Genomic DNA, 26,071 nt, shown 5'->3' on the forward strand with positions numbered 1-26,071 from the left:
ATGGCAAGCTTTTTAATTATTGCTGAATTGTAAATTCTTTCGAAAGGTGGTGCGCTAAGTATTTAAACATGTTAAATACCGCGGTTGTATTCTCGGTCGGCATTCCATTGCTATCTAAGAAGTATTCACCTTTGAAGACGAGTACATCGTCTTTTTCTACTACGCTGTTTGCGCGCATGCCTTCAATGTAGTCATCATGTGATTGGATAATTTGGTTTGCGATAAGCAGTAAATCAAATTCTGCTATTACTTTCTTTGTCATGAGTTTATCTCTGATAACTGAATATAACGTTGAGTTTATGGTGTCGAACTAGAAATTCAATGATTTCACAACCGATTAAGAGAGTCTTTTCAAACATCCACAATTTATTTTGTGATTTACGGCAAAAATAATTGAATGGGGCTCGCGTTAGATTCGCGGACAAGCTTAGTATGAGCCCGTTTAGACGTAATGCCTGATGAATAGGCTCTTGCAAGTATTCTTAGTGAGTACTTTATAGCTTCTTTATATTGTGACCCTTTTATCTGTGAGTCGTCGAATTGTCGAGCGATCAGATCCAATTTTGAAAAAAGCGGTTGATCTTCTAGTAATCTCGCACAATAGTAAAAAAAGAAGCAATGAATTTAGAATATCATGCGTAAAAGCCCACAAGCTAAATTGTTGGTGCTGAAGCATCGTGATTAAGGACGTTAGAGTCAATATGGGTAAATCGCTCGTTATAGTGGAGTCGCCAGCCAAGGCTAAAACTATCAATAAATATCTTGGCAAAGACTTTGTCGTTAAGTCGAGTGTAGGTCACGTTCGTGATTTACCAACGGCGGGTCAAAGTACTGGTCAAAAGGCTGCTGCAGTTTCAACCAAGGGTATGAGCCCAGAAGATAAAGCTCGTATCAAAAAAGAAAAAGATCGCAAAGCTCTTATCAAAAAGATGGGTATTAACCCGTATAAAGAGTGGGAAGCGAACTACCAAATCCTACCTGGTAAAGAAAAAGTCGTTGCTGAATTGCAAAAACTTGCTGAGAACGCAGACCATGTTTATCTCGCAACCGATTTGGACCGCGAAGGAGAAGCTATCGCATGGCACCTTCGTGAGATCATCGGCGGCGATGAAACGCGATACAAGCGAGTGGTTTTTAACGAAATCACCAAGAATGCTATTCAACAAGCTTTCGAAACACCAGGCGAGCTAAACATCGATGGCGTAAACGCTCAACAAGCACGACGTTTTATGGACCGTGTTGTTGGCTTTATGGTGTCACCTCTGCTTTGGAAAAAAGTAGCACGAGGCCTATCCGCTGGCCGTGTTCAATCAGTAGCGGTAAAACTACTGGTAGAGCGTGAGCGCGAGATCAACGCCTTTATCCCTGAAGAGTTCTGGGATGTGCATGCTGATACTAAAACAGCAGAGAAAACCGATTTTAGACTGCAAGTAGCGCAGAAAGACGGTGTTGCGTTTAAACCTGAAAATGAAGCGCAAACACAAGCTGCTGTTAGCGTTTTAGAAAAAGCGCAATACGAAGTATGTAAACGTGAAGACCGCCCAACCAAGAGTAAGCCGTCTGCACCTTACATCACGTCGACGCTGCAACAAGCTGCGAGTACCCGTCTTGGTTATGGCGTAAAGAAAACCATGATGCTGGCTCAACGCTTGTATGAAGCGGGTTACATTACTTATATGCGTACTGACTCTACTAACTTGAGTTCAGAAGCTGTAGAAGCCGCTCGTGAATACATTGGTTCTGAGTACGGCGCGCAATATCTTCCACCTAAAGCACTTGTATACGGCAGCAAAGAGGGCGCTCAAGAGGCCCACGAAGCGATTCGTCCTTCAAGTGTAGATGTTAAGTCGGAAGACCTAAACGGCGTAGACGCAGACGCACACAAGCTTTACTCGCTAATTTGGAATCAATTCGTAGCGTGTCAAATGACGTCAGCTCAATACGATTCAACGACAGTAAGCGTTAAAGCAGATGAGTACACGTTAAAAGCGAAAGGTCGTATCCTTAAATTTGATGGTTGGACTCGTGTTCAGCGTCCAATGGGTAAGAACGAAGATACGATCCTTCCAGCAGTTCAGATCGGCGATAAGCTTGACCTGATCGCGCTAGACCCTAAACAGCACTTCACTAAGCCACCGGCTCGTTTCACTGAAGCGGCGCTAGTTAAAGAGCTTGAGAAGCGTGGTATTGGTCGTCCTTCAACATACGCATCAATCATCTCGACGATTCAAGACCGCGGTTATGTAAAAGTTGAACAGCGTCGTTTCTATGCTGAGAAGATGGGTGAAATTGTTACTGACCGTCTAGATGGTAGCTTTAACGACCTAATGAACTACGACTTCACTGCTCGTATGGAGCAGAAGTTGGACCAAATCGCAGAAGGCGAAGCAAGCTGGAAAGGCGTGCTAGATAACTTCTTCGAAGACTTTACTGGCGATTTGGAAAAAGCTGATTTAGACGAAGACGCTGGTGGCATGAAGCCAAATCATATCGTGGAAACTGATATTGAGTGTCCGACTTGTAGCCGTAAAATGGGTATTCGTACGGCTTCGACAGGCGTATTCCTTGGTTGTTCTGGCTATGCACTTCCACCAAAAGAGCGTTGTAAGACAACAATCAACCTTGGTGATGAAGAAGGCATTATCAACGTGCTTGAAGAAGACGTTGAAACAGCAGCACTTCGAGCTAAAAAGCGTTGTCCTATTTGTGAAACGGCAATGGATGCTTATCTAATCGATGATAAGCGTAAGATGCACGTATGTGGTAATAACCCGAACTGTGAAGGTTATGTGGTTGAGCACGGCGAATTTAAAGTGAAAGGCTACGATGGTCCACTTGTTGAGTGTGACAAGTGTGGTTCTGACATGGTTCTGAAGAACGGTCGTTTTGGTAAATACATGGACTGTACGAGTGAAGACTGTAAGAACACTCGTAAGATTCTGAAAAATGGTGAAGTTGCGCCACCGAAAGAAGACCCGGTACATTTCCCTGAACTTCCGTGTGAAAATTCAGACGCGTACTTTGTTCTTCGTGACGGTGCTTCTGGTCTATTTATGGCTGCGAGCAACTTCCCTAAATCACGTGAAACGCGTGCACCGTTAGTGGAAGAGCTGGTTCGCTTTAAAGACCGTATCTCACCTAAGTTTCAATACCTAGCATCAGCACCAGTTGCTGACCCTGATGGTAAGCCGACAGTGGTTCGTTTTAGTCGTAAGACCAAAGAAAACTACGTTCGTACTGAAGTAGATGGAAAACCGTCCGGTTGGACTGCGTTGTACATCGACGGTAAGTGGGAAGTTACGGATAAGCGTAAAAAACCTAAAGAGAAGTAACTGAACGTTATTGATGAAAAAGCAGCCTAATGGCTGCTTTTTTTGATCTCAATATGACTAAATATGCAACGTGTTGATTTGGTGTTTCGTCGACGAGAATTTATTAAATTCACACTATAAAATAAATAAAGGTAATTAATCACATCTTCTTATGTAACTTTAACGAGAATGTAACTTAATTAAAATATTGTAACTCACAGATCAGTGTTTAGTTGTATACCTGATGTGTGTCGGGTGTTAATGTAATGTTTCGCCCGCACGGTGTAATGTGAGCTGCTTTAAGTCTTAGGAAAGCAATCAGCTTACGTACCACAGAATGGCGTATTAAAAATTGAATTCGGCCGAAAAGTCGATAACGTATATAAAACCAAGTGCAAAGAATAGTGCACACATAACAACGTTTGGCTTAGGATATTGTCACTGTATGTGAATGGATATTCGCTAAATACCGAAATAAGTGTTGGTGCTCATCCCCCAGAGGAAGATACCTCTACGAGTACTAACATCGACAAGCTATAGATATATGGAGAATAAAATGGCTGGTGTATTGGGAATGATTCTTGCTGGTGGTGAAGGCTCACGCTTAAGACCTTTAACTGAATCTCGCAGCAAACCCTCGGTTCCTTTCGGTGGTAGTTACCGCTTAATTGATTTCGCTCTGAACAACTTCGTTAATGCTGATCTGATGAAGATCTACGTATTGACACAATTTAAGTCACAATCACTGTTCCACCATATGAAAAAAGGTTGGAATATCAGTGGTATAACAGACCGTTTTATCGACCCAATTCCTGCGCAAATGCGTAAAGGAAAGCGTTGGTATGAAGGCACAGCAGATGCTATCTACCAAAACATGGGCTTTATGGAGCTGGAAGAACCAGATCAAGTTTGTATTTTTGGTTCAGACCATATCTATAAAATGGACATCAAACAGATGCTTGATTTCCATAAAGAAAAGAAAGCAGCGCTAACAGTATCAGCTTTGCGCATGCCGCTTGCTGAAGCATCAGAATTCGGTGTTATCGAGGTTGATGCTGATGGCCGTATGATTGGCTTTGAAGAGAAACCTGCAAATCCGAAGTCGATTCCGGGCGATCCAGAATCAGCGCTCGTTTCAATGGGCAACTACGTGTTCGAAGCGAAAGAGCTTTTTGCTGAACTAACGGAAGATGCTGATAGAGAAGGTTCGACACACGATTTCGGTAAAGACATTATTCCAAACATGTTCCCACGTGGTGATGTGTTTGTTTATGACTTCAGCACCAACCGTATTACTGGTGAGAAAGAAGAAGTTTACTGGCGCGATGTAGGTACGATTGACGCGTACTGGCAAGCGCATATGGACCTTCTTAAGAAAGATGCGCCATTCTCGCTATACAACCGTAAATGGCCTCTACACACTTATTACCCGCCACTGCCACCAGCTACGTTTACTGATTCGGCAAATGGTCGAATTCAGATCATTGATAGCCTTGTGTGTAGCGGTAGTTATGTACGTGGTTCGCGTATTGAAAAGAGTGTATTGGGCTTCCGCAGCAATATCGCATCAGCGTGTGATATTAGCGAAAGTATCTTACTCGGTGATGTAAAAGTGGGTGAGGGTTGTATCCTGCGCCGCGTTATCATTGATAAAGATGCAGATATCGCACCGGGTACACAGATTGGTGTGAATCTGACAGAAGACAAAAAGCATTACCACGTATCTGACGATGGTGTTGTAGTGATTTCTAAAGGAGCACGAGTTGGTTACTAAGACTCTCTCGGTACTTTTTGTAGCGTCTGAAGTTGAAGGCTTGATTAAAAGTGGTGGCTTGGCTGATGTAGCCAAGGCACTACCGAAAGCGTTGCAAACACTCGAACAGGACGTTCGAGTGACTATCCCCGCATATAGAAATATTCCAAACATTGATTCAGCAGAAGTTATTTTATCGACTGAACTCGATCATTGGCCTCATACGGCTTACCAAGTTAAAAAACTGAGCGTAGAAGGCGTTCCAGTTTTTGGTATTGAATGTGCCAAATATTTCGACCGTCAAGAAATGTACGCAGAAAACAATCAAGCTTATGCTGATAACGGAGAGCGCTTCTCGTTCTTCAGTGCAGCCTGTCTTGATATGCTTCCTAAGCTTGGTTTTCAACCGGATATCATTCATGCAAACGACTGGCATACTGGTTTTGTACCTTTCTTGCTTAAATCGCGTTATCAACAACACGATTTCTTTGAAAATACGCGCAGTGTTATCTCGATTCACAATGCGGTTTTCAAAGGTGTGTTTGCATACGACGAACTGCAATTCCTACCTGAGATGCACAGCTACAATGTGCCGGAAGCTTCAGTAAGTGACACTCATGTCACTATGTTAAGAGCTGGCGTGATGTGCGCAGATAAGGTGAACGCAGTAAGTCCTACCTATGCAGAAGAGTTGAAAACGGAGTTAGGTAGCCATGGTATGGCAGCAGAATTCCAACACAGATCTGCGGATCTTTTCGGCATTTTGAATGGTTGTGATTACGGTGCTTGGAACCCGGAAACAGACGCTTTCCTTCCTCGTAAATACAAAGCGACCAAGCATAGTATGGCTCGCGGAAAATCAGCTTGTAAGCAAAAGCTGCAACAAGACGTGGGTTTACCCGTTGCCGATTGCGCGGTTTATGGCATGGTTTGTCGCCTTACGAATCAGAAAGGTGTTCATTACTTACTGCCTATCATCGAACAGTTTTTGAAAAATGACCTTCAGATCGTGATTGTCGGTACTGGCGATCCGGTTTTGGCGAGTCAATTGAAAGAGCTATCAGCACTTCACTCAGATAAGTTCTCGTTCGTAGAAGCGTACAATAATGAACTTGCGCATTTGGTTGAAGCGGGCTCTGATTTCTTCTTGATGCCTTCGGAATTTGAACCGTGTGGTTTAAACCAAATCTACAGCATGGCTTACGGTACTTTGCCGATTGTTCGTTCTGTGGGAGGTTTAAAAGACAGCGTGAATGATTACGATGAGGATCCTGAAGTCGCGACTGGGTTTGCTTTTGAAGAGCCAAAACCGCAAGCGCTATTAGCTGTGTTACATCGTTCATTATTGCTTTATGCACAAAACCCATCTGAAATTAAGCGTGTCCAGCTTTATGCGATGCAGCAAGATTTTAGTTGGGAAGATGCGGCTAAAGAATACCTCACTATGTACCATTCAGCACTTTAACTTGTTGACTTAGCATTAAAATTAGCTAGCGGACAACAACAGCTCGCAATAAATGAAGGCGCTCTAATCGTAGAGTGCCTTTTTTATTTCCTGGTCAGAGCACATCACGTTTACGAAGACAAAGCTTGCAAACTCATTTTAGTCAGGTAGAAAAGGTGGGGTAGGTATTCACATGACTAATGATAGGTTTGACACTATTATCACTTAAAGTTCTTAATAGCGTGATATCCTTAGTCATCGCCTCGTGATGAGGCACAGCTCCATTCCAATAATTAAAGCGATAGGTATGTCTGAGAGTTTACTATTTCATAAAACATTTACTCACCCTACGAGCGATGAGTGGGTTGTATTTGTGCATGGCGCAGGAGGTAGTTCCTCCATCTGGTTCAAGCAGATCAAAGCGTATAAACAGCACTTCAACTTACTTCTCATTGATCTGAGAGGGCATGGTAAATCAGACAATATACTTAAAGGGCTGATTTCGAATCGTTATACGTTTAAATCGGTGACGCTTGATATTCTTAAAGTGTTAGACCATCTTAAAATCCGTTCTGCACATTTCGTCGGCATGTCTTTGGGTACGATTATTGTGCGTAACGTTGCAGAATTAGCGGCTGGTCGTGTACGCTCAATGGTGCTGGGTGGTGCCGTGACTAAACTCAACACTCGTTCTCAAGTCTTAATCAAGCTGGGTAACCTCAGCAAGCACATCATTCCTTATATGTGGTTATACAGCCTTTTTGCTTACGTTGTTATGCCACAAAAAAGCCAGAAAGAGTCTCGTCACCTGTTTATCCGTGAAGCGAAAAAACTGTGTCAAAAAGAGTTTAAACGATGGTTTATATTAACGGCTGATGTAAACCCATTGATGAAATATTTCAAAGACAGAGAGTTGCCGATTCCGACTTTGTATTTGATGGGTGAGCGAGATTACATGTTCATCAAACCAGTTAAAGAAATGGTCGCAGCGCATGAGTCGAGCGAGCTAGTAGAGATTCCGAATTGTGGGCACGTATGTAACGTGGAAAACCCTGAAGAGTTTAATCAGCGTTCGATTGCGTTTATTCAAAAACAAATCCAGTGATTTTCTAGGCGCGAAATCAAAGATAATGATTGAATCGAATTGAAATAAAAACGGGAAGCTAATTTTAGCTTCCCGTTTTTATTTGGAGGAGGTATCGGCCTAATTGTCTTATAGGGTCATTGAAACTCTGCTATTCGGGTGAAGCAGCACCGCACTGCCAACAAGAGCCGAATTGCGCTTCGTTGACTTCATGACACTCACCACAACGCCACTCTTCATAGATGATAGAATCTTGCTGTTTTTGGTAGTCATTGACGATCGTGCGAGCTTTACTGGCCAATTCTGGCTCATATAACCACACGTAAGGGTCAGTTTCTTCCGTAAATGGGATTTCCCCTTTCAATCCGAATAACCCCTCACCACGGACTTCACAGGAAATATTCTCACTTTCTAACAATCCACAGATGATATGAGCTTCTGTCGGATTCGATGCACTGAAGATTTTCATTGAAATAGAACCTTATTCGGCTATCTGTGTTGTTTGGCTATTATAAATTATTCAGCTACGGGTGCTGAGCGAAACTTACCCATCAACCATTTAGCAACCATTGGGAATATCCCCAATAACGCAAATGACAATAGTACTGAAGGGGAGACGATGCCTGAAAGTGAATCAATTTCTGCGAGCTGAGTACCAGCATTCAAGAAAACCGCCGTCCCCGGTAACATCCCGATCTGACTTGTAATGTAATAACGACTCACTGACATCGGTGTTAGACCCATCAATAGGTTGATAAGGAAAAATGGGAATACAGGAATCAGACGCAGAGAAAATAAGTAAAATGCGCCGTCTTTTTCAACTCCCTTGTTAATTGTCGCCAATTTGTCACCAAACTTGGTTTGAATCCAGTCACGCAACAAGTAACGGCTACTTAAGAAGGCTAAGGTCGCACCGATCGCACTTGCGAAAGATACTAGCAGCAAGCTATTCCAGAAGCCAAATAGCGCAGCCCCTAATAGGGTCACAACAGCGGCTCCGGGAATGGAGAAAGCTGTAATCATTACATACGCGACAAAATAGATAGCGGCAGCAGCAATAAAGTTGCTGTCAATATAGTCATTTAACACAGCTTGTTGGGCCTTAGCATTTTCAAGCGTTAAGTACTGGCCGAAATTGATGCCTAACACCACGATGGTTACGACCAACACAATACCCAATATCATTTTCTTACTCATTGATACTTCCTCTAAATTTTCAATGCATACCGATAGTATAGATAGACAGGCAAAGCATAGATTAACTTTCATCAGATATAAAAAAAGCCGCAGTAAATGCGGCTTAGTTATGTATATAGATTGCACTGACAATGTTAATTGACCCGATTGATAAGCTCTTCGCGACGCTGCTGCGGTATAACAGACCAATGTGTACCATTGATCGCGCCTTCTAGCGCCCAAAGTAGTTCAATACTGACAGAAGACGCATGCGATTCTTTGATGGCGTTAAATGCGTTTACAGAGCCAGATTCATATAAACGTTCTACAGAATCGATCCCTGCCTTTTTCAACATACGCTCGGTAGCGAGTCGAAGATTAGGCAGATCTTTGAGTCGGGTCGGCTTAGCAGAAGACTGCTCAGCTTTTTCTTCTTTAGCAAAACCTAGAGACGTGGTTGCAAGTTGCAAGATTTTTTCTTGGTCTTGCCATAAGCTTTCAGGTAAAGCGAAATATTTAGTAACGACAGGGAAACCACGTTTTTTGTAGACGTATGGTTGAAACCCTTGTTGTTCGAATTGTTTCGTTGTGCCTCTGTCTGCGCGTATGTGCAACTGGTCATTTACAACCAGAGCAAACATAGTGTCATCAGCAAAAAGACCGAAGCCACCAAACATTGAGCGTGATTTTATTTTTCCTAGGGACTCAAATAACTTCATCGAGTCCTTTAGTATCGGTTTATCCATGTTATTTATCTCGGTGTATTTGAACTACGCCACCAAATAAGCAGGTCCGAGAGATTAGCAAAATGTTGCAATTACATTGTCAATAAGCCGTAAATTACTAAATTATTAGTAGTTACTGCATTTTGCCATCGGTAACCCCGCTACCATACCAACGAGTGGTTTAGGCCGGAAGCTTTGCGTCTCACTCTTTCGAGTGGTTTGCCCTGTGCGTGACTGATTGAATAGAATAAAGTTTTTGTTGAATGAAGCTCACAGTTGATATTTCAAAATGTGACATTGCTTCAATTAATGATCTTTCCATTGTGCATATAGGTTCATTATAGTTGCTGATAAAAAAAGCGCACCTAAAGGTGCGCTTGATGACATTAAACTTGAATTATCAATTAATTTAACGTTTTAACTGTACTTCGCTCAACAATTTCAGGGTGCATTTCGAAGACGCGTTTTTCGTGGTCTTTGTCTTTGATGCGCTCTAATAGAATTTCGAATGCATTCTTACCAACACGACGTTTTGGTTGGTGAACTGTCGTTAACGGCGGAGAGAAGTATTCAGCCAGTTCGATGTTGTCGTAACCGATCACTGAGATATCTTCAGGAATGCGAATGCCTTTTTCTTGCAGGCGGCTCATTAGGCCGAGTGCCATTGTATCGTTAAAGCAGAATACCGCCGTTGGGCGATCTTCCATCTCAACGATTTGTTCTGCAGCAAGTACTGCTGTATCACACTCGAAGTTGCCTTCGATGATCATATTTTCATCGGCAGAAATCTTAGCTTCGTTGAGTGCGCGCTTGTAACCGGCAATACGTTCAACACATGCTGCTTTGTCTAAGTGGCCACTTAAACATGCAATCTTAGAGTGACCGCGTTCAATAAGGTATTTGGTCGCTAGGTAGCCACCTTCTTCAGAGTTATCGATGATCTTATCAGCCTGAGAGCTCTCAGGGCCCCAGTCCATGATAACTTTAGGGATGTCAGCGTGACGGTCTAACATCTCTCTTAGTTCTTCAGTTAGGTCAGAACACATAACTAAGATGCCATCTACACGTTTCTCTGCAAGCATTCGAATGTAGTCACGTTGCTTCTCATAGATACCGCCCGTATTACACAGGATCAAAGTGTAACCTTGACGGTAGCAGTAGCTCTCAACACCATCGATAACTTCAGAGAAGAATAAGTTAGTTGATTGAGTCACAAGCATGCCGATAGTGCGTGTGGTATTACACTTCAAACTACGAGCAACAGCACTTGGTGCATAGTTTAGTTCATCTACGGCTTTGTTTACTTTTTCTTGAGTTGCTTCTGCAACAAAGCGAGTTTTATTGATTACGTGAGAAACGGTTGTTGTTGATACGCCGGCTAAGCGAGCGACATCTTTTATAGTGGCCATGGTTTTATCCTATTAGAAGCTACTTTCCCCAAGTACGGAATAAAGTAGCCGTTAAGCTACCTAACTAAGAGCTTAAATTTGTAGGGCTCTTTGGGTACTAAAGTGCTAAAAAACAAAAAACCGCTATTGAGCGGCTTGTCTTAACACCGAAATGCTCTGAACTTTAATAAGCATAGCATTTCGTGAATGTTTCATATTTTATCGTTTGCGGTCACAATTTTAGACTGACTAGAAATTACTCGCAATAAAATTCACCCAGAAATCCGGGTGAATTGTCACATTCTACTGAATTTATTTACCTAGTCATCCAATAAGCTATTCACCAGCTAAATATTGAGTGTCTAATTGACAGAATGCGAGTAGCAAAGATGAGACGGAGGCGTAGAAACCGAATTCATCAACGTCATGACATTTCACGTTGAACTTTGGTACCCAAGTCAGCAGTTGTTGTTCGATAAACTGCTGTTGAACGGCAAATGAATTCTCTAGCTCTTCTTCAATATCCGTTTCGTTTGAACTAATGATCAAGTTACCAAGGAAATCGAGTTCGATAGCAATGTGGTCTGCTGGCTCTTTTAGATCTTGGTTCACCACTAAATTGTGCTTAGCCATGATCTCTTCCATATCTTTTGCAGGCTTATCATTCAAAAGGCCAGTTTCACCGATATACATAGAAGCGTAAGGAAGAGCACCGTGTTTATCTGTTTTTAAGAAAAGATCGCAAAAGTCTGCAGACAATTCTAGTTGAGCATCTTCACGTGTTTGTAGGCGGTTAAGCGCATCCACTAGCTTATCAATCGCTGGCTTTAGTGTTTCATTTTCGCCTAAACCAGTCAGGAAAGAACGAATTTCAACAGAGTGGTAGTGATCGAGTTCTTCTTGAGTGAGCTCTTTGGCAAATAAGCTTGATAGCCACCAGTATATTTCTGCTCTTTGCTCGTTGAACGCTTTCGTATCTTTCATTTGTTAGATCCTGACTTAGTCTTGTGATGTTACTTATATGCATCTTGAAGTCACTTGGGCATAAGCACACCAAGGCTGAATAACAAGGTTATTTGCGAAACGCAAAGTTACTCGTTAGTAGTAATGCCTATATTGAATTGCGATGGACGATAAATAGCAAGGTTTAAGATTGTCTTGTATCAAAAAAAATCCATGTTTCTGGCTTTTATCTTCTGTACTACTAGAATTGTTACGAGTTATGAATAGAATAGTCACTGAAACTATTAAATAAGAAAAGTGGTGTAGATGAGCTATCACGTATTAGTCGTAGAAGATGATGTGGTAACCCGCAGTAAACTGGTTGGATACTTCCAGAACGAAGGTTACACAGTGAGCGAAGCGGAAAGCGGCGCTCAAATGAGAAGCGTGTTAGAAGAAAACAACGTTGACCTCATTATGCTGGACATCAACTTACCAGGCGAAGATGGATTGATGCTAACTCGCGAATTACGCAGTCAATCAGACATTGGAATTATTTTAGTTACTGGACGCACGGATAGCATCGACAAAATCGTTGGCCTTGAAATGGGCGCGGACGATTACGTTACTAAACCCTTCGAACTCCGCGAGTTATTGGTTCGAGTTAAAAACCTACTTTGGCGTATTTCTGCCGCTCGTAAAACGGCAGCTGGCGCAGTAGAAGAAACATCAGACGAGTCTGTGGTTCGTTTCGGTGAGTGGACATTTGATATTCCTCGTCGTGCGCTAAGCAAAAATGGCGAGCCAGTGAAGCTGACTAAAGCTGAATACGAACTGTTGGTGGCTTTGTCTTCTTACCCTAACCAAGTATTAAGTCGCGAACGTATTCTGAATATGATCAGCCACCGAGTGGATGCACCGAATGACCGTACGATCGACGTACTGATTCGTCGCATGCGTGCAAAAATGGAATTCGACCCTAAGAACCCACAAATCTTTGTGACGGTTCACGGTGAAGGTTACATGTTCGCTGGTGACTAATGTTCTTCGTGAACTTCTAGTCAGCAACGACATATGAACGAAAAAGCCGAGACATCATTGATGTCTCGGCTTTTTTTACTTAATTGTACCGTCCTAAATGTTTTATGCGGTTTGATTATTGAGGCTGCGCTGCAGAAACGTCACCGCCATCAACTAGGCTGGACGCCTCTGGAACAACAATAGGATCTTGAATAGGGTCATTACTTGTATCAAGCCAATCGCGTAGGCTTTGCCAAACCAATCCCATGGTTTCGTGCCAATAGCGCTCAGTCTGCTCAAGGTAAAGAGCTTTTGGCATGTACTTATTCCAAGGCTCAACAATCCCTTCTTGTGCAAGGTAGTTAGTTGGTGCTGGTAGAGGTTTCATGCCGGCAGCATTGAATTCGTTCAGTGCACGAGTCATATGGCTAGCTGAAGTCACTAGCACCATTCTTTTATTCTTAACAAACGCAGCAGCTTGGCGGGCTTCTTCCCAGGTGTCTTTTGCTGTTTCAAGTAGAATGATATCAGGCTTCGCAACACCAAGTGCTAGTGCAACTTTAGCCATCATTCTTGCGTTACTTACTTCAGTGCCTGCGCCATAGCCAGACAAAATGAGTTTTGCACCAGGGTAAAGACGTAGAATACGAATCCCTTCACTTAAGCGCATCAGGCCGGTGCGGCTCAGTTCTGATGTCGGTGGAATTTGGTCATCTACGACGTGACCACTTCCGAGAACCATTACGTAATCGACGGTTTCATCGACAGGTAAAAAAGCGGTGTGTTGCCTTTCCATTGGCATTAAAAGTTGACTAGAAACTGGTTGGAAAGCGATTAGGAAAATACCACATAGGGCTGAAAGGGTGATTAGGCAACCCGTCTTCCTTTTGGTAGTAAACATCACTAGGGCTAAACCCAGAAAAGCGAGAATTAACATTGCTGGTAGTGGCATCAATAGCGAAGACACTACTTTTTTCAGCTCAAACATATCCGAATAGTCCGAAAAAACATCACTTAGTAGTAAAAAGAGACATCGCCTCTTTATTCCTGAAATTCCTGTGACAGAATAGCAGGCACGATAGGACATAATAACTCAAGTAGCCGTGACTGAAGACCGTAATTTCGACGATATTGCCCACAAATTTGCAAAAAATATTTACGGCTCTGACAAAGGAGAGATCCGTCAGATCATCGTATGGGAAGATTTAGAACAAGCTTTGAGCAAATTTGAGCATTTAGCATCACCACTGCATGTGCTTGATGCTGGAGGTGGCCTTGCGCAGATGTCGCAAAAAATTGCGTCGCTTGGGCATAAGGTTTCTTTGTGTGATCTATCTTCTGAGATGCTGAAGCTAGCAGAAGAGAGTATTAGCGAAGCGGGTTTGTTAGAGCAGTATCGATTTATCCATTCTCCGGTACAAAAAGTTGCAGAACATCTCGATGAGAAAGTCGATTTTGTGATGTTTCATGCCGTAATGGAATGGTTAGCCGATCCTAAAGAAGCGCTTGATTTATTGCTTGAACAAGTCAAACCGGGTGGCGTTGCCTCGATAATGTTTTACAACCACCACGGATTAGTCCTGAAAAATGTGATTTGTGGCAACATTCCTCATGTATTGAATGGGATGCCACATCGAAAACGGTTTAAGCTGCAACCACAAAAAGGCTTAAAGCCAGAAGAGGTTTATCAATGGGTAGAAGACGCTGGTCTAGAAATCTGTGGTAAATCAGGCATTCGCTCTTTCAGTGACTACATAGGTAATATGGAGTACATGGGCGATTACCAATTTGAAGATGTATTGGAACTAGAAAAACAGCTATGTCGCCAAGAGCCATACCTGTCGCTAGGCCGTTATATTCACGTTTGGGCTCAAAAACCTGCGCAATAATAGCGGTGAATGTGGTAAAAGAAGCCACAGCATGCGCTATGCAATCGCAAGAAGCCCGCGTCATAAAGAAATAGGCGTCATATCTAACATGTTCGATATGACGAAGAACAGTAACAGGAACCACAATGAGTGAAATGACTCAAACTGCCGAAGAGCAGCCAATTGATGAGTTGGTGGGCTGGGTCAAGCAGCATGATTTTTCATTAAATTTGCCACCAGAGCGCTTAGCATTTTTGATTGCTATCGCAGTACTAAGCAATGAAAGGTTCGATGAAGAGTTGGGCGAGGGTGAACTGCACGATGCATTTACCATCGTCACTCGACTGTTTGAAGATACTGGTGAAGCGTCCGCGTTTCGTGCCAACAATGCCATCAACGAGTTAGTTAAACAGAAGTTGATTAGCCGCTTTACCAGCGAAATTACCGATGGTGCGAGCATTTACCGTTTGTCGCCATTAGCGATTGGTATCTCAGATTATTACTTACGTCACCGTCAGTTCTCTAAATTAAAATTGTCTATCCAGCTTTCTATGGTTGCAGACGAGATGGCTAAAGCCATTGAAGCTGCGCAGAAGGGCGGAACTCCAGGACATTGGAGAAAGAACGTTTACGGCGTGCTCAAGTATTCTGTTGGTGAGATTTTCGATCAGATAGATCTTAACCAACGTGTTATGGATGAGCAGCAGCAAACCGTTAAGCAGCAAATTGCCGACCTTCTTAACAAAGATTGGCGTGAGGCGATCAACAACTGCGAAACCTTGCTATCAGAAACCTCCTCCACGCTAAAAGAATTGCAAGACACCTTGCAAGCGGCGGGTGATGAACTGCAAACACAGATCCTCGATATTCAAGAAATTGTTTACGGTGACGATGAACTCGAGTTCGTTGGCGAAACCCTATTCGGCTTGCAGATGAAGCTCGACCGAATTACTAGTTGGGGTCAGCAAGCGATCGATTTGTGGATCGGCTACGACCGCCATGTTCACAAGTTTATCCGTACCGCGATTGATATGGATAAAAACCGTGCCTTTAGCCAACGCTTGCGTCAGTCGGTTACCGACTACTTTGATGCGCCTTGGTTATTGACCTACGCCGATGCTGAAAAGCTTACCGATTTGCGTGATGAAGCCTTAGTACTTCGTGATGACGAAGTAATGGGCCAAGCACCAATCGACGTAGAATACGAAGAGTTTGAGCAAGTGAATGATCTGCTTTCAGATCGAATTGCAGAGATGTTAAAAGCTCACAAACAGCAAGGCGCGCCAATTGATCTTGGCCTTGTGTTACGCGATTACCTCGCTGAACACCCTCGCACACACCATTTTGATTTAGCCAGAATTGTTGTCGACCAAGCCGTGCGCTTAGGTTACTCAGAATCTGACTATCAGGCTATTCAGCCAGATTGGCAGGCAATCAACGATTTCGGTGCAAAGGTACAAGCAAATGTCATTAACAAGTACTGATGATTACATGCCAGAGAAACTGGTAAAAGCGATAGCGAACCCATTGTTCCCTGCGCTAGACAGCATGCTGCGTTCAGGTAAGCATATTTCAACAGAAGACTTAGATAACCACGCGTTACTTTCTGATTTTGAAGTTGAGCTTCAGCATTTCTACCAACGCTACAACACCGAGCTTGTGAAAGCGCCAGAAGGCTTTTTTTACCTGCGTCCGCGTTCTACGTCGCTAATCGGTCGTAGTGTTTTGTCTGAGCTAGACATGCTTGTTGGTAAGGTACTGTGTTTCTTGTACCTAAGCCCGGAGCGTCTAGCACACGAAGGTATCTTTACTAACCAAGAGCTGTTTGATGAGTTGATGTCGTTAGCGGATGAGAAAAAACTCATGAAGCTCGCAACAAACCGTGCGTCGGGTTCTGATTTAGATAAAGAAAAGCTGTTTGAAAAAGTGCGTACTTCTCTACGTCGCTTACGCCGTATCGGCATGTTGATTGCGATTGGTGAGACGGGCAAATTCCGTATCAGCGAAGCAGTATTCCGCTTTGGCGCTGACGTACGTGTTGGCGACGACATGAAAGAAGCTCAACTACGTCTTATCCGTGATGGTGAAGCTGTGGTGCATACGCAAGAGCCTAACCAAGGCAGCTTGTTGAATGAAGAGCAAGCAGAAGCCGCATCAGAAGTTGATGCAGGCGTAGACGAAAACGGTCAACAAGACATTTTTAACGATCAAGCTGACTTTGACCTTGAGTCAAACGACGGCGAACAAACAAAAGTAGAAGGTGAAGCATGATTGAAAGAGGTAAGTATCAATCATTAACCATGGTCAACTGGAACGGCTTCTTCGCGCGTACTTTTGATATTGATGGATTGGTTACAACGCTTTCTGGCGGTAACGGTGCAGGTAAGTCGACCACAATGGCGGCATTCATCACAGCACTTATTCCTGACCAAAGCCTTCTGCATTTCCGTAACACAACGGAAGCGGGCAGCTCACAGTCATCACGTGATAAAGGCCTTTACGGTAAGCTTCAGCCAGGCGCATGTTATGCAGCGCTAGATGTGGTGAACTCTCGTAATCAACGCCTACTGTTTGCAGTAAAACTGCAGCAAGTTGCTGGTCGTGACAAGAAAGTAGACATCAAGCCGTTCGTTATCCAAGGCCTTCCAAGCCATGTGAAGCCAACGGATGTATTGATTCAGAACGTTTCAGACAGCCACGCTCGTGTATGTCAGCTAAATGATGTGAAAGCCGCAGTTGCACAATACGAAGGCGCACATTTCAAAGCCTTCTCTTCGATTGTTGATTACCACTCGCAGATGTTTGAATACGGTGTGGTACCGAAGAAACTGCGTAACAGCAGCGACCGTTCTAAATTCTACCGTCTGATCGAAGCATCGCTTTACGGTGGTATCTCTAGTGCGATTACGCGCTCTCTACGTGATTACCTTTTACCGCAAAATGGTGGTGTTAAGAAAGCATTCCAAGACATGGAATCAGCACTACGCGAAAACCGTATGACGCTAGAAGCGATCAAAACAACTCAGTCGGATCGTGACTTGTTCAAACACTTGATCACCGAGTCAACGAACTACGTGGCAGCAGATTACATGCGCCATGCCAACGATCGTCGCAACAAGCTTGATCAAACCATGAAGTTTCGTGGTGAACTGTTTGGTTCGCGTGAAACCTTGCATGATCAAAATAACTTGTTGAACCGTGTTCAAGAAGAATTAGAGCTGTTGGTCGATCAAGAGTCGGCACTAGAGCAAGATTATCAAGCGGCTTCGGATCATCTTCAATTGGTTCAAACTGCACTTCGCCAGCAAGAGAAAATTGCACGCTACAGTGAAGACCTAGAAGAGCTTAATGAGCGTCTAGAAGAGCAGATGATGGTGGTTGAAGAAGCTCAAGAGCGAGTACTTCTTGCTGAAGAGCAGGCAACCATTACCGAAGAAGAAGTGGATAGCCTGAAAACTCAGCTTGCTGATTACCAACAAGCGTTAGACGTTCAGCAAACTCGTGCGCTGCAATACCAGCAAGCCGTTCAAGCATTAGAGAAAACCAAACAGTTACTTGGTGATGAGTCTATTACGGCAGAAAGTGCATTAACTCTTGTTTCTGAGCTAAAAGCACAAGAAGAATCAAGCACTCAAACGCTACTGTCTACTAAGCACAAGCTAGACATGTCTTCTGCAGCTTCTGCACAGTTCGACAAAGCACTGTCTTTAGTTAAAAGCATCGTTGGTGACGTTGAGCGTAAAGAAGCGTCTAGCAGCGCTAAGCAAGCTCTAGAAAAAGGCCGTAACGCAAAACACGTTGTTGAGAACGAACAGCAATGGCGTGCTCAGCACCGCGACATGGCTCGTGATGTGGCTCAGCAGCGTCAAGCAAAAGAGCTTGCGACTGAATACCAAAAACAACACAACATCTCACTGACTGATGAAGCGGTTTTCGATGAAGAACGTGAACGTCACGCTATGCAGATCGAGTCCCTTGAGTTCGCTCAAGAAGAGCTGCGTGAAGCGAAGAGTGAGCAACGTCGTGTACAACAAAACCACGACCAAGAGATTCAAAAACTTGAGTCAATTGCTCCTGCGTGGATCACGGCAAACGATGCACTTGAAGCTTTAAGAGATCAAACAGACGCTGAGCTAGAAGATAGCCAAGCGGTAATGACTCAAATGCAGCAAGTACTTGAAGACGAGAAATCTCAAGCGGTAGCAAAAGATCAGTTGGCAACGCGCCGAGCTGAACTTGAGCAAGAGATTGAGCGTTTAGCTTCGCCAGGTGGTTCTAACGATCCTCGCCTGAAAGGCCTGGCGGATACGCTTGGTGGTGTACTGCTTTCTGAGATCTACGATGACATCACGATTGGTGATGCGCCGTACTTTAGTGCGATGTACGGCCCAGCTCGTCACGCGATTGTGGTTTCGGATCTTGATGGTATTAAAGAGAAGCTGGTGGATCTTGATGATTGTCCAGAAGACCTTTACATCCTAGAAGGCGATGTAGACGCGTTTGATGACAGCTCGTTTAATGCCGATGAGCTTGAAGGTGCGGTATGTGTTCAGCTGAACGATCGCCAAATGCGTTACTCTCGTTTTCCTGAGATCCCACTGTTTGGCCGTGCGGCTCGTGAACAGCGCCTAGAGAAATTGCGCGAAGAGCGTGATGTTGTCGTTGAGAACCACGCGAAAGCAGCGTTTGACTCTCAAAAACTGAATCGCTTATACCAAGCATTCAACAGCTTTGTTGCGAAGCACCTACACGTTGCGTTTAACGCAGACCCAGAACAAGCACTTACTGCGATTCGTGATAAGCGCAATCAAATTGTTCGTTCTCTGGCTGAGCTTAACTCTAAAGAGCAGCAACAACGTAGCCAGCTTCTACAAAGCAAGCAGGCACTTGGTGCATTAGATAAATTAGCGCCAATGGTTCGTATTTTAGAAGACGAAACATTGGCTGAGCGCTTAGCTGAATTAGAAGCGCAACTAGAGCGTTTAAGTGAAGCTAAGTTTTATTTGAATACTCACGGTAAAGCGCTTACTTCTCTAGAGCAAATCGTATCTGCACTAGACGCTGACCCAGAGCAGTTCGAAGCTTTGGAAGCCGAATATCGTCAAGCTGATAACGCGCTACAAACTCTAAAAGGTAAAGTGTTCGCGCTGTCTGATTTGATTGAGCGTCGTCACTACTTTGCTTACGCGGACTCTGTTGATTTGCTTAACAAGAGCAGCGAACTGAGCGAACAACTGAAAGCAAAACTGGTTCAAGCGGAACAAGCAAAAACCAAAGGTCGTGATGGCTTGAAGCAAGCTCGTGAACAGATGAACCAATACAACCAAGTATTGGCGGCATTGAAGAGCTCACATCAAGCGAAGCAAGAAACGGTTCAAGAGTTCAAGCAAGAGCTTCAAGAGTTCGGTGTAAACGCTGATGAAGGCGCAGAAGAGCGTGCTGTACGTCGCCGTGACGAGCTTCAAGAGCGTCTACACACATCTCGCAGCCGTAAGAGTGAATACGAGCGTACGATTACGTCAACGGAACTTGAGATGAAAGCACTGGCTAAGCGTCTTAAGAAAGTACAGAAAGAGTACACAGAACTTCGTACCTTCGTAGTTGCAGCAAAAGCAGGTTGGTGCTCAGTACTTCGTTTAGCTCGTGAAAATGATGTTGAACGTCGTCTGCACAAGCGTGAACTGGCTTACCTAACGGCGGGTGAACTTCGCTCAATGTCGGATAAATCATTGGGTGCGCTACGTCTGGCTGTAGCTGACAATGACGACTTACGTGATTCGCTGCGTCTATCGGAAGACAACGCACATCCAGAGCGTAAAGTTCTGTTCTATATTGCAGTTTATCAACATCTTCGCGAGCGTATTCGCCAAGACATCATTCATACGGATGATCCGGTTGAAGCAATCGAAGAGATGGAAGTTGAGCTCGCTCGATTAACAGAAGAACTGACGCAGCGTGAAAATCGCTTAGCGATCAGCTCTGAGTCGGTAGCAAGCATCATTAAGAAGACGATTCAGCGTGAGCAGAACCGTATTCGAATGCTAAACCAAGGTCTGTCTAACATCTACTTTGGTCAGGTTAAGGGCGTGCGTCTAAACGTTAAGATCCGTGAAAGCCACGAAATCTTGCTGTCAGGGCTAGCGACTCAGCAAGAGCAGCACAAAGACTTGTTTGAATCAACGCGCTTCACCTTCTCAGAAGCAATGGCGAAATTGTTCCAACGTGTGAACCCACATATCGATATGGGTCAACGTTCTCCGCAAGTTCTGGGTGAAGAGTTGCTGGATTACCGTAACTACTTAGAACTCAGTGTTGAAGTTAACCGTGGTTCAGATGGCTGGCTACAAGCGGAATCAGGAGCACTTTCTACGGGTGAGGCGATCGGTACCGGTCAATCTATCCTACTGATGGTGGTTCAGAGCTGGGAAGAAGAGTCACGTCGACTTCGTAGTAAAGACATCGTTCCATGTCGCTTGTTGTTCCTCGATGAAGCAGCACGTCTGGATGCGAAATCTATCTCTACGTTGTTTGAACTGTGTGACCGTCTAGGTATGCAGCTTCTGATTGCAGCCCCTGAGAACATCAGCCCAGAGAAAGGTACAACCTACAAACTGGTACGTAAGGTCTTCAAAGATCACGAACATGTACACGTTGTTGGTTTGCGAGGTTTTGCTCAAAACAAACCTGCATCTCCAGTGCAAGAGCTTATCGAAGAAACTGAGCAATAAGCTCGATAGCGATTCAACGATACTAATTCATAGCCCCTAATCATTAGGGGCTTTTTAGTACCTAAGTCTAGCGTTCTGCAATTGTTCTAACTCCCTTTGTGCAATCCACTTAATATACTTCGTGTCTAGCCCTCTTTGACTTACTGATAAGACCACTCATATATTAGGGTTAATCTCAATAGAACTTGTTTGAAGTCACACGCACAAAACCACAATTAATGTATGGTAATGATATGACAGTAGTGTCTGCACACTGCTGAACGACTTATTAGTATTTTTGAGCGTGACTATTACGCAAACTGGAAGGTAGGACTCAATATGATTCAAATCGTTATTGATGGGAAATTTCGAATCGTCGAACAAGGACAAACCGTACTTGAAGCGGCAAAAACATGTGGTTTAGAGATCCCATCTCTATGTGGTTTGAACAAAACAACTGATAAGATTCCATGCGATTTATGTGTCGTCGAGATTGATGGTGTGGGTATGAAGCGCTCGTGCGAGCTTGAAGTGTCCAATGGGTTGAATATTACGACTCAGTCAAAGCAGTTGACCAACCATCGACAAGAAGCGTTGAACCGCATCATGACAGACCACTATGCAGATTGTGAGGCACCATGCCAAACTGCGTGCCCTGCAGGAGTCGATATTCAATCTTACCTGTATCATATTGCTCAAAATGATCATACCAAAGCCATCGAAGTGATTAAGAAAACACTGCCGATGCCGCTATCGATTGGCCGTGTTTGTCCTGCCTTTTGTGAAACAGAGTGTCGAAGAAACTTAGTCGATGATTCGATTGCGATTCGCCAACTCAAGCGACACGCAGCCGATGCCGATTTGGCTGCTCAAGAGAGCTACATGCCAGCGAAGAAACCCAATAAAGGTAAAAGCATTGCGATTGTTGGCAGTGGCCCTGGTGGCTTAACAGCAGGCTATTACCTATCTAATGAAGGTTATGATGTCAGTGTTTATGAGTCGATGCCCCAAGCTGGTGGCTGGCTGCGTTACGGTATCCCAGAGTATCGCTTACCTAAGTCGATTCTAGATAAAGAAATCGAACTGATGTGTCGTAATGGGATGTCGGTAGAGTGCGAAAAGAAGCTCGGTGTTGATTTTACACTGTCTGATTTGAGCAACGATTTTGATGCGGTTTGTTTAGCCGTTGGTGCATCACAAGCTGTCGAGATGAATTATCCCGGTAGCGAGCTTGGCGGCTGTTATCTAGGCGTCGATTACCTTAAAGATTACGTGACCGATCAACAGTATGTCACCGGTAAAAAAGTTGCAGTGATCGGTGGCGGTAACACCGCGATTGATTGCGCTCGAACCGCAGTGCGTGATGGTGCGGATACCACGTTGATTTATCGTCGTACTCGAGAGGAGATGCCAGCAGAAGATTACGAAATTGAAGAAGCTGAGCATGAGGGTGTGAAGTTCCACTTCTTGACTAACCCGGCCGAAAATATAGCTGATGACAATGGTCATGTATCTAAGATTCGATTAGAACGTATGGTACTGGGTCCTGCTGACGCTTCTGGTCGTCGTAGCCCTAAACCAACGGGTGAGTTCTTTGTTGAAGCGTTTGATACGGTTATCGCTGCGGTGTCACAAAAGCCCGACCTAAGCTTCATGGATAACGAAGAGATTGATATCCCTCTAACACGTTGGAACACCGCAGATGCTGATCCGCAAACCATGCATACCGGAACCGGAAATATTTTCAGTATTGGTGATTTCCGACGCGGCCCCGCAACCGCAGTCGAAGCCGTTGGCGATGGACGCATTGCAGCGCAGGCTATCGATCGTTTCTTCCACGGCGACATGGATAACATTCCGGCTAAACCGTTTAACTCTAGAAAGCACAAGCAGCTCAAAGGGATCGATCCTGAGCAGTACAAATCTATTCAGCGCATAGCGCGTAAGATCATGCCAGAGCTAACTCCTGAGCAGCGCGAGCAAAGTTTTGAGGAAGTAGAAACAGGCTTTGATAATGCTGATGCAATCGCTGAAGCTGCAAGATGTCTAGAGTGTGGCTGCCAAGCCAATACCGATTGCGACCTGCGAGACTACTCGACTGAATACAAGGCAACGCAAACACACCCAGAATACAAAATCGATGTGACTTCGAATGAGAGTTGGCAGGCGATTCGTGCAGAAGAAGCGAAGATCGGTTTAACCAGACAAAAATTCGCGGTTGATGATAGCTCTGAATTCATTATCTTTGATGCTAACCGCTGTATCAGTTGTGGTCAGTGTATCCAAGCATGTCGCGAGCAGAATGTTCATGGCGTTCTTAGCTTCATGAATCAATCCGATGGAAAGCCAGCTTCAAGGCCTGAATGTCGTCCTAATTTTGGGGCAGACAAAACGTTAATGGGCGACTCTAACTGTGTTCAATGTGGCTCTTGCATTCAGGCGTGTCCAACCGGTGCAATGGTCGATGCGAGAGATAGAAAGCAAGGCGACACAGACGTACTTAAGAAAGTCGATACCATCTGCACCTACTGTGGTGTGGGCTGTAAACTGACCATGCATGTAGACGAAGCGAAGAACAAAATCCGTTATATCGAGGGCGGTGATTCTCCGGTCAACGAGGGCATGCTGTGTGTTAAGGGACGTTTCGGTTTCGACTTCGTCGGCAGTGATGCCCGCCTTACAACACCGTTAATTCGTAAAGATGGCTGGTTACAACCAGCGAGTTGGGAAGAAGCCATTACGCTGATTGCCGATAAGTTCACGGCTATTAAACAAGGTTTTGGTAGCAATGCTCTAGCGGGTTTCTCATCGGCTAAAACCACCAACGAAGATAACTATGCCTTCCAAAAATTCATACGTCGCGAACTAGGCACCAATAACGTCGACCATTGTGCTCGCCTTTGTCATGCCTCGACGGTGACTGGACTTGAAGCATCGTTAGGCAGTGGAGCGATGACCAATGATATTCCAAGTATCAAGCATTCTGATGTGATCTTTATTATTGGTTCGGATACCACGTCAGCGCACCCAATTATTGGTTCGCACATTAAGCAGGCGGTGAGACATGGTGGAGCGCGATTGATCGTTGCCGATCCAAAACGAATAGATATTGCTGACCATGCTGAGCTTTACTTAGCGCACCGACCGGGTACCGATGTAATGCTGATCAATGGTGTGATGCAGCAGATCATCAAACATGGTTGGTATGACCAAGAGTATATCGAAGATCGTGTGGACGGCTTTGATACCTTGCTTCAAGAGGTGATGTCACCAAGCTATTCGCTAGAAAAAGTGGAATTGGTGACTGGCGTTAAAGCGGAAGACATCTTCGCAATGGCACGATTGATTGGTACTGCAGAACGAACAGCGGTGTATTACTCGATGGGTATTACCCAGCACACTACTGGGCATGACAACGTACGTTCAATCGCCAACCTGCAACTCTTGTGTGGCAACATCGGTATTGAAGGTGGTGGTATCAACCCGCTGCGTGGCCAATCGAATGTGCAGGGTGCATGCGATATGGGCGCGTTGCCAAATAATCTTCCGGGTTATCAGAAAGTGTATAACCCAATGGTTCGTCAAAAGTTTGCGATGGAGTGGGGCGTTACTGATCTACCCGCTGAAACGGGGTTAACGCTGACCGAGATTATTGATGGCGCGTGTCATCGAGATGTTCGTGGTCTGTACGTAATGGGCGAGAATCCAGTGCTGAGTGACCCGAACCAAGCGCATGTGATTGAAGGTCTTGAAGCGTTAGATTTCTTAGTAGTTCAAGATATTTTCTTAACCGAAACTGCTCAATATGCCGATGTGGTTCTTCCGTCTTGCTCGTTTGCTGAAAAGTCTGGTCACTTTACCAATACCGAGCGTCGTGTTCAGCGTATTAACCCGGCGGTATTGCCTCCAGGTGAAGCGAAAGAAGATTGGGTGATTATCCAAATGCTAGCCAACGCAATGGGCGGTGGTTGGGACTATAACACCGTTGCCGATATCACCAATGAGATAGCACGTGTAACACCACAGTATGGTGGTTTACGTTGGGAGAACATTACGGTCAATGGCGTGCAATGGCCGAGTAATAAGAATAACCCTGATGGCACTCGTATCATGCACCAGACCCAATTTACCCGTGGGCGTGGTCAAATGGAGGCGATTCCGTTTAGATACGCTGCTGAGCTACCGGATGAAGAGTATCCGTTAGTTCTAACGACAGGGCGTATCTTAGAGCAATTCCATACAGGCACTATGACGCGTAAAACCAAAGGCCTGGATAACTTAGCGGGGCCACGTGCAATGGTCAGTGTTCACGATGCTGAAGCGTTAGGAATCTCGAATGGTCAGATGCTCAAGGTGTCGACACGTCGTGGTGAAATAGAAATCGCGGCGTTTGTGACTAAGCGAATGCAAAAGGGTGTGGTGTTCATTCCATTCCATTTTGTTGAATCGCCGGTTAACCGTTTGACGACCACAGCGACCGACCCACACGCTAAGATCCCTGAGTTTAAGGTGGCGGCGGTGCGGATTGATCCAATTCGAAAGCCTGTAATTGAATCTACAGAGACTTAACCTAATCCGCTAATTTAACCGCAGATACTAAAAAGCCGCGTAACTCTCAGAGTTATGCGGCCTTTTTTATAAGCTCTATTAGGT

The 26,071-nt window shown here is 44.5% G+C and carries 17 protein-coding genes and 1 riboswitch; of the genes, 10 read left to right on the forward strand and 7 right to left on the reverse strand.

Translation table 11 applies throughout. The features are described from left to right. Positions 1 to 16: 16 nt before the first annotated feature. The gene (locus BCV39_RS21760) at positions 17 to 262 is read right to left on the reverse strand and encodes a YciN family protein (protein WP_017062104.1); all 246 of its coding nucleotides are present in this window, start codon (positions 260 to 262) and stop codon (positions 17 to 19) included. Between the two features lie 439 nt (positions 263 to 701). Here BCV39_RS21760 and topA point away from each other — a divergent pair, with 439 nt between their 5' ends. From topA to BCV39_RS21780, 4 genes are all read left to right on the forward strand, one after another. Beyond that, positions 702 to 3,332, forward strand: a complete 2,631-nt coding sequence (gene topA / locus BCV39_RS21765; protein WP_102460946.1) for a type I DNA topoisomerase — start codon at positions 702 to 704, stop codon at positions 3,330 to 3,332. 523 nt (positions 3,333 to 3,855) lie between these two features. Then, positions 3,856 to 5,085 (forward strand): glucose-1-phosphate adenylyltransferase, encoded by a 1,230-nt coding sequence (gene glgC, locus BCV39_RS21770; protein ID WP_080582251.1) that lies wholly within the window; start codon positions 3,856 to 3,858, stop codon positions 5,083 to 5,085. After that, the gene (glgA, locus tag BCV39_RS21775) at positions 5,075 to 6,529 is read left to right on the forward strand and encodes a glycogen synthase GlgA (RefSeq protein WP_019820990.1); all 1,455 of its coding nucleotides are present in this window, start codon (positions 5,075 to 5,077) and stop codon (positions 6,527 to 6,529) included. Before glgC ends, glgA begins: the two co-directional genes overlap by 11 nt. 286 nt (positions 6,530 to 6,815) lie before the next feature. After that, positions 6,816 to 7,613, forward strand: coding sequence for an alpha/beta hydrolase (locus tag BCV39_RS21780; RefSeq protein WP_017062100.1), 798 nt, complete (start codon positions 6,816 to 6,818; stop codon positions 7,611 to 7,613). A 130-nt stretch (positions 7,614 to 7,743) separates the two neighbouring features. Here the strand turns inward: BCV39_RS21780 and BCV39_RS21785 are convergent, their stop codons facing one another. The 5 genes from BCV39_RS21785 to torD form a co-directional block, all read right to left on the reverse strand. Further along, entirely contained in the window at positions 7,744 to 8,061 is a 318-nt protein-coding gene (locus tag BCV39_RS21785) for a DUF2007 domain-containing protein (RefSeq protein ID WP_102432938.1), read from the reverse strand. 47 nt (positions 8,062 to 8,108) lie between these two features. Further along, complete coding sequence (locus tag BCV39_RS21790) at positions 8,109 to 8,789, reverse strand: TVP38/TMEM64 family protein (RefSeq protein WP_102432937.1); 681 nt, start codon at positions 8,787 to 8,789, stop codon at positions 8,109 to 8,111. Between the two features lie 134 nt (positions 8,790 to 8,923). Next, a complete protein-coding gene (locus BCV39_RS21795; RefSeq protein ID WP_102432936.1) occupies positions 8,924 to 9,514 on the reverse strand; it encodes a TfoX/Sxy family DNA transformation protein in 591 nt (196 codons plus the stop codon). A gap of 127 nt (positions 9,515 to 9,641) precedes the next feature. Then, positions 9,642 to 9,727: riboswitch (cyclic di-GMP riboswitch) on the reverse strand. 170 nt (positions 9,728 to 9,897) lie between these two features. After that, complete coding sequence (gene purR, locus BCV39_RS21800) at positions 9,898 to 10,902, reverse strand: HTH-type transcriptional repressor PurR (RefSeq protein ID WP_017062096.1); 1,005 nt, start codon at positions 10,900 to 10,902, stop codon at positions 9,898 to 9,900. Between the two features lie 315 nt (positions 10,903 to 11,217). Beyond that, the gene (gene torD / locus BCV39_RS21805) at positions 11,218 to 11,865 is read right to left on the reverse strand and encodes a molecular chaperone TorD (RefSeq protein WP_102432935.1); all 648 of its coding nucleotides are present in this window, start codon (positions 11,863 to 11,865) and stop codon (positions 11,218 to 11,220) included. A 285-nt stretch (positions 11,866 to 12,150) separates the two neighbouring features. Here torD and torR point away from each other — a divergent pair, with 285 nt between their 5' ends. After that, a complete protein-coding gene (gene torR / locus BCV39_RS21810; protein WP_048659668.1) occupies positions 12,151 to 12,864 on the forward strand; it encodes a two-component system response regulator TorR in 714 nt (237 codons plus the stop codon). Positions 12,865 to 12,979: 115 nt separating this feature from the next. Here the strand turns inward: torR and elyC are convergent, their stop codons facing one another. After that, complete coding sequence (gene elyC, locus BCV39_RS21815; protein ID WP_048659667.1) at positions 12,980 to 13,831, reverse strand: envelope biogenesis factor ElyC; 852 nt, start codon at positions 13,829 to 13,831, stop codon at positions 12,980 to 12,982. 115 nt (positions 13,832 to 13,946) lie between these two features. On the opposite strand from elyC, the gene cmoM reads away from it, so the two are divergent. The 5 genes from cmoM (at position 13,947) to fdhF (ending at position 25,987) form a co-directional block, all read left to right on the forward strand. Next, a complete protein-coding gene (cmoM, locus tag BCV39_RS21820; RefSeq protein ID WP_102432934.1) occupies positions 13,947 to 14,732 on the forward strand; it encodes a tRNA uridine 5-oxyacetic acid(34) methyltransferase CmoM in 786 nt (261 codons plus the stop codon). Positions 14,733 to 14,857: 125 nt separating this feature from the next. Next, on the forward strand, positions 14,858 to 16,195 hold the full coding sequence (mukF, locus tag BCV39_RS21825) for a chromosome partition protein MukF (protein ID WP_102432933.1): 1,338 nt from the start codon (positions 14,858 to 14,860) through the stop codon (positions 16,193 to 16,195). Continuing rightward, positions 16,176 to 16,982 carry a chromosome partition protein MukE gene (mukE, locus tag BCV39_RS21830; RefSeq protein ID WP_017631172.1) on the forward strand — a complete coding sequence of 269 codons (807 nt, stop codon included), beginning with the start codon at positions 16,176 to 16,178 and terminating at the stop codon, positions 16,980 to 16,982. Before mukF ends, mukE begins: the two co-directional genes overlap by 20 nt. Next, a complete protein-coding gene (gene mukB, locus BCV39_RS21835) occupies positions 16,979 to 21,439 on the forward strand; it encodes a chromosome partition protein MukB (protein WP_102432932.1) in 4,461 nt (1,486 codons plus the stop codon). Before mukE ends, mukB begins: the two co-directional genes overlap by 4 nt. A 318-nt stretch (positions 21,440 to 21,757) precedes the next feature. Continuing rightward, positions 21,758 to 25,987, forward strand: a complete 4,230-nt coding sequence (gene fdhF / locus BCV39_RS21840; RefSeq protein WP_102432931.1) for a formate dehydrogenase subunit alpha — start codon at positions 21,758 to 21,760, stop codon at positions 25,985 to 25,987. The last annotated feature ends 84 nt before the right edge of the window (positions 25,988 to 26,071 follow it).

This window comes from Vibrio sp. 10N.286.55.E10, assembly GCF_002872555.1.
Lineage (GTDB): Bacteria > Pseudomonadota > Gammaproteobacteria > Enterobacterales > Vibrionaceae > Vibrio > Vibrio crassostreae.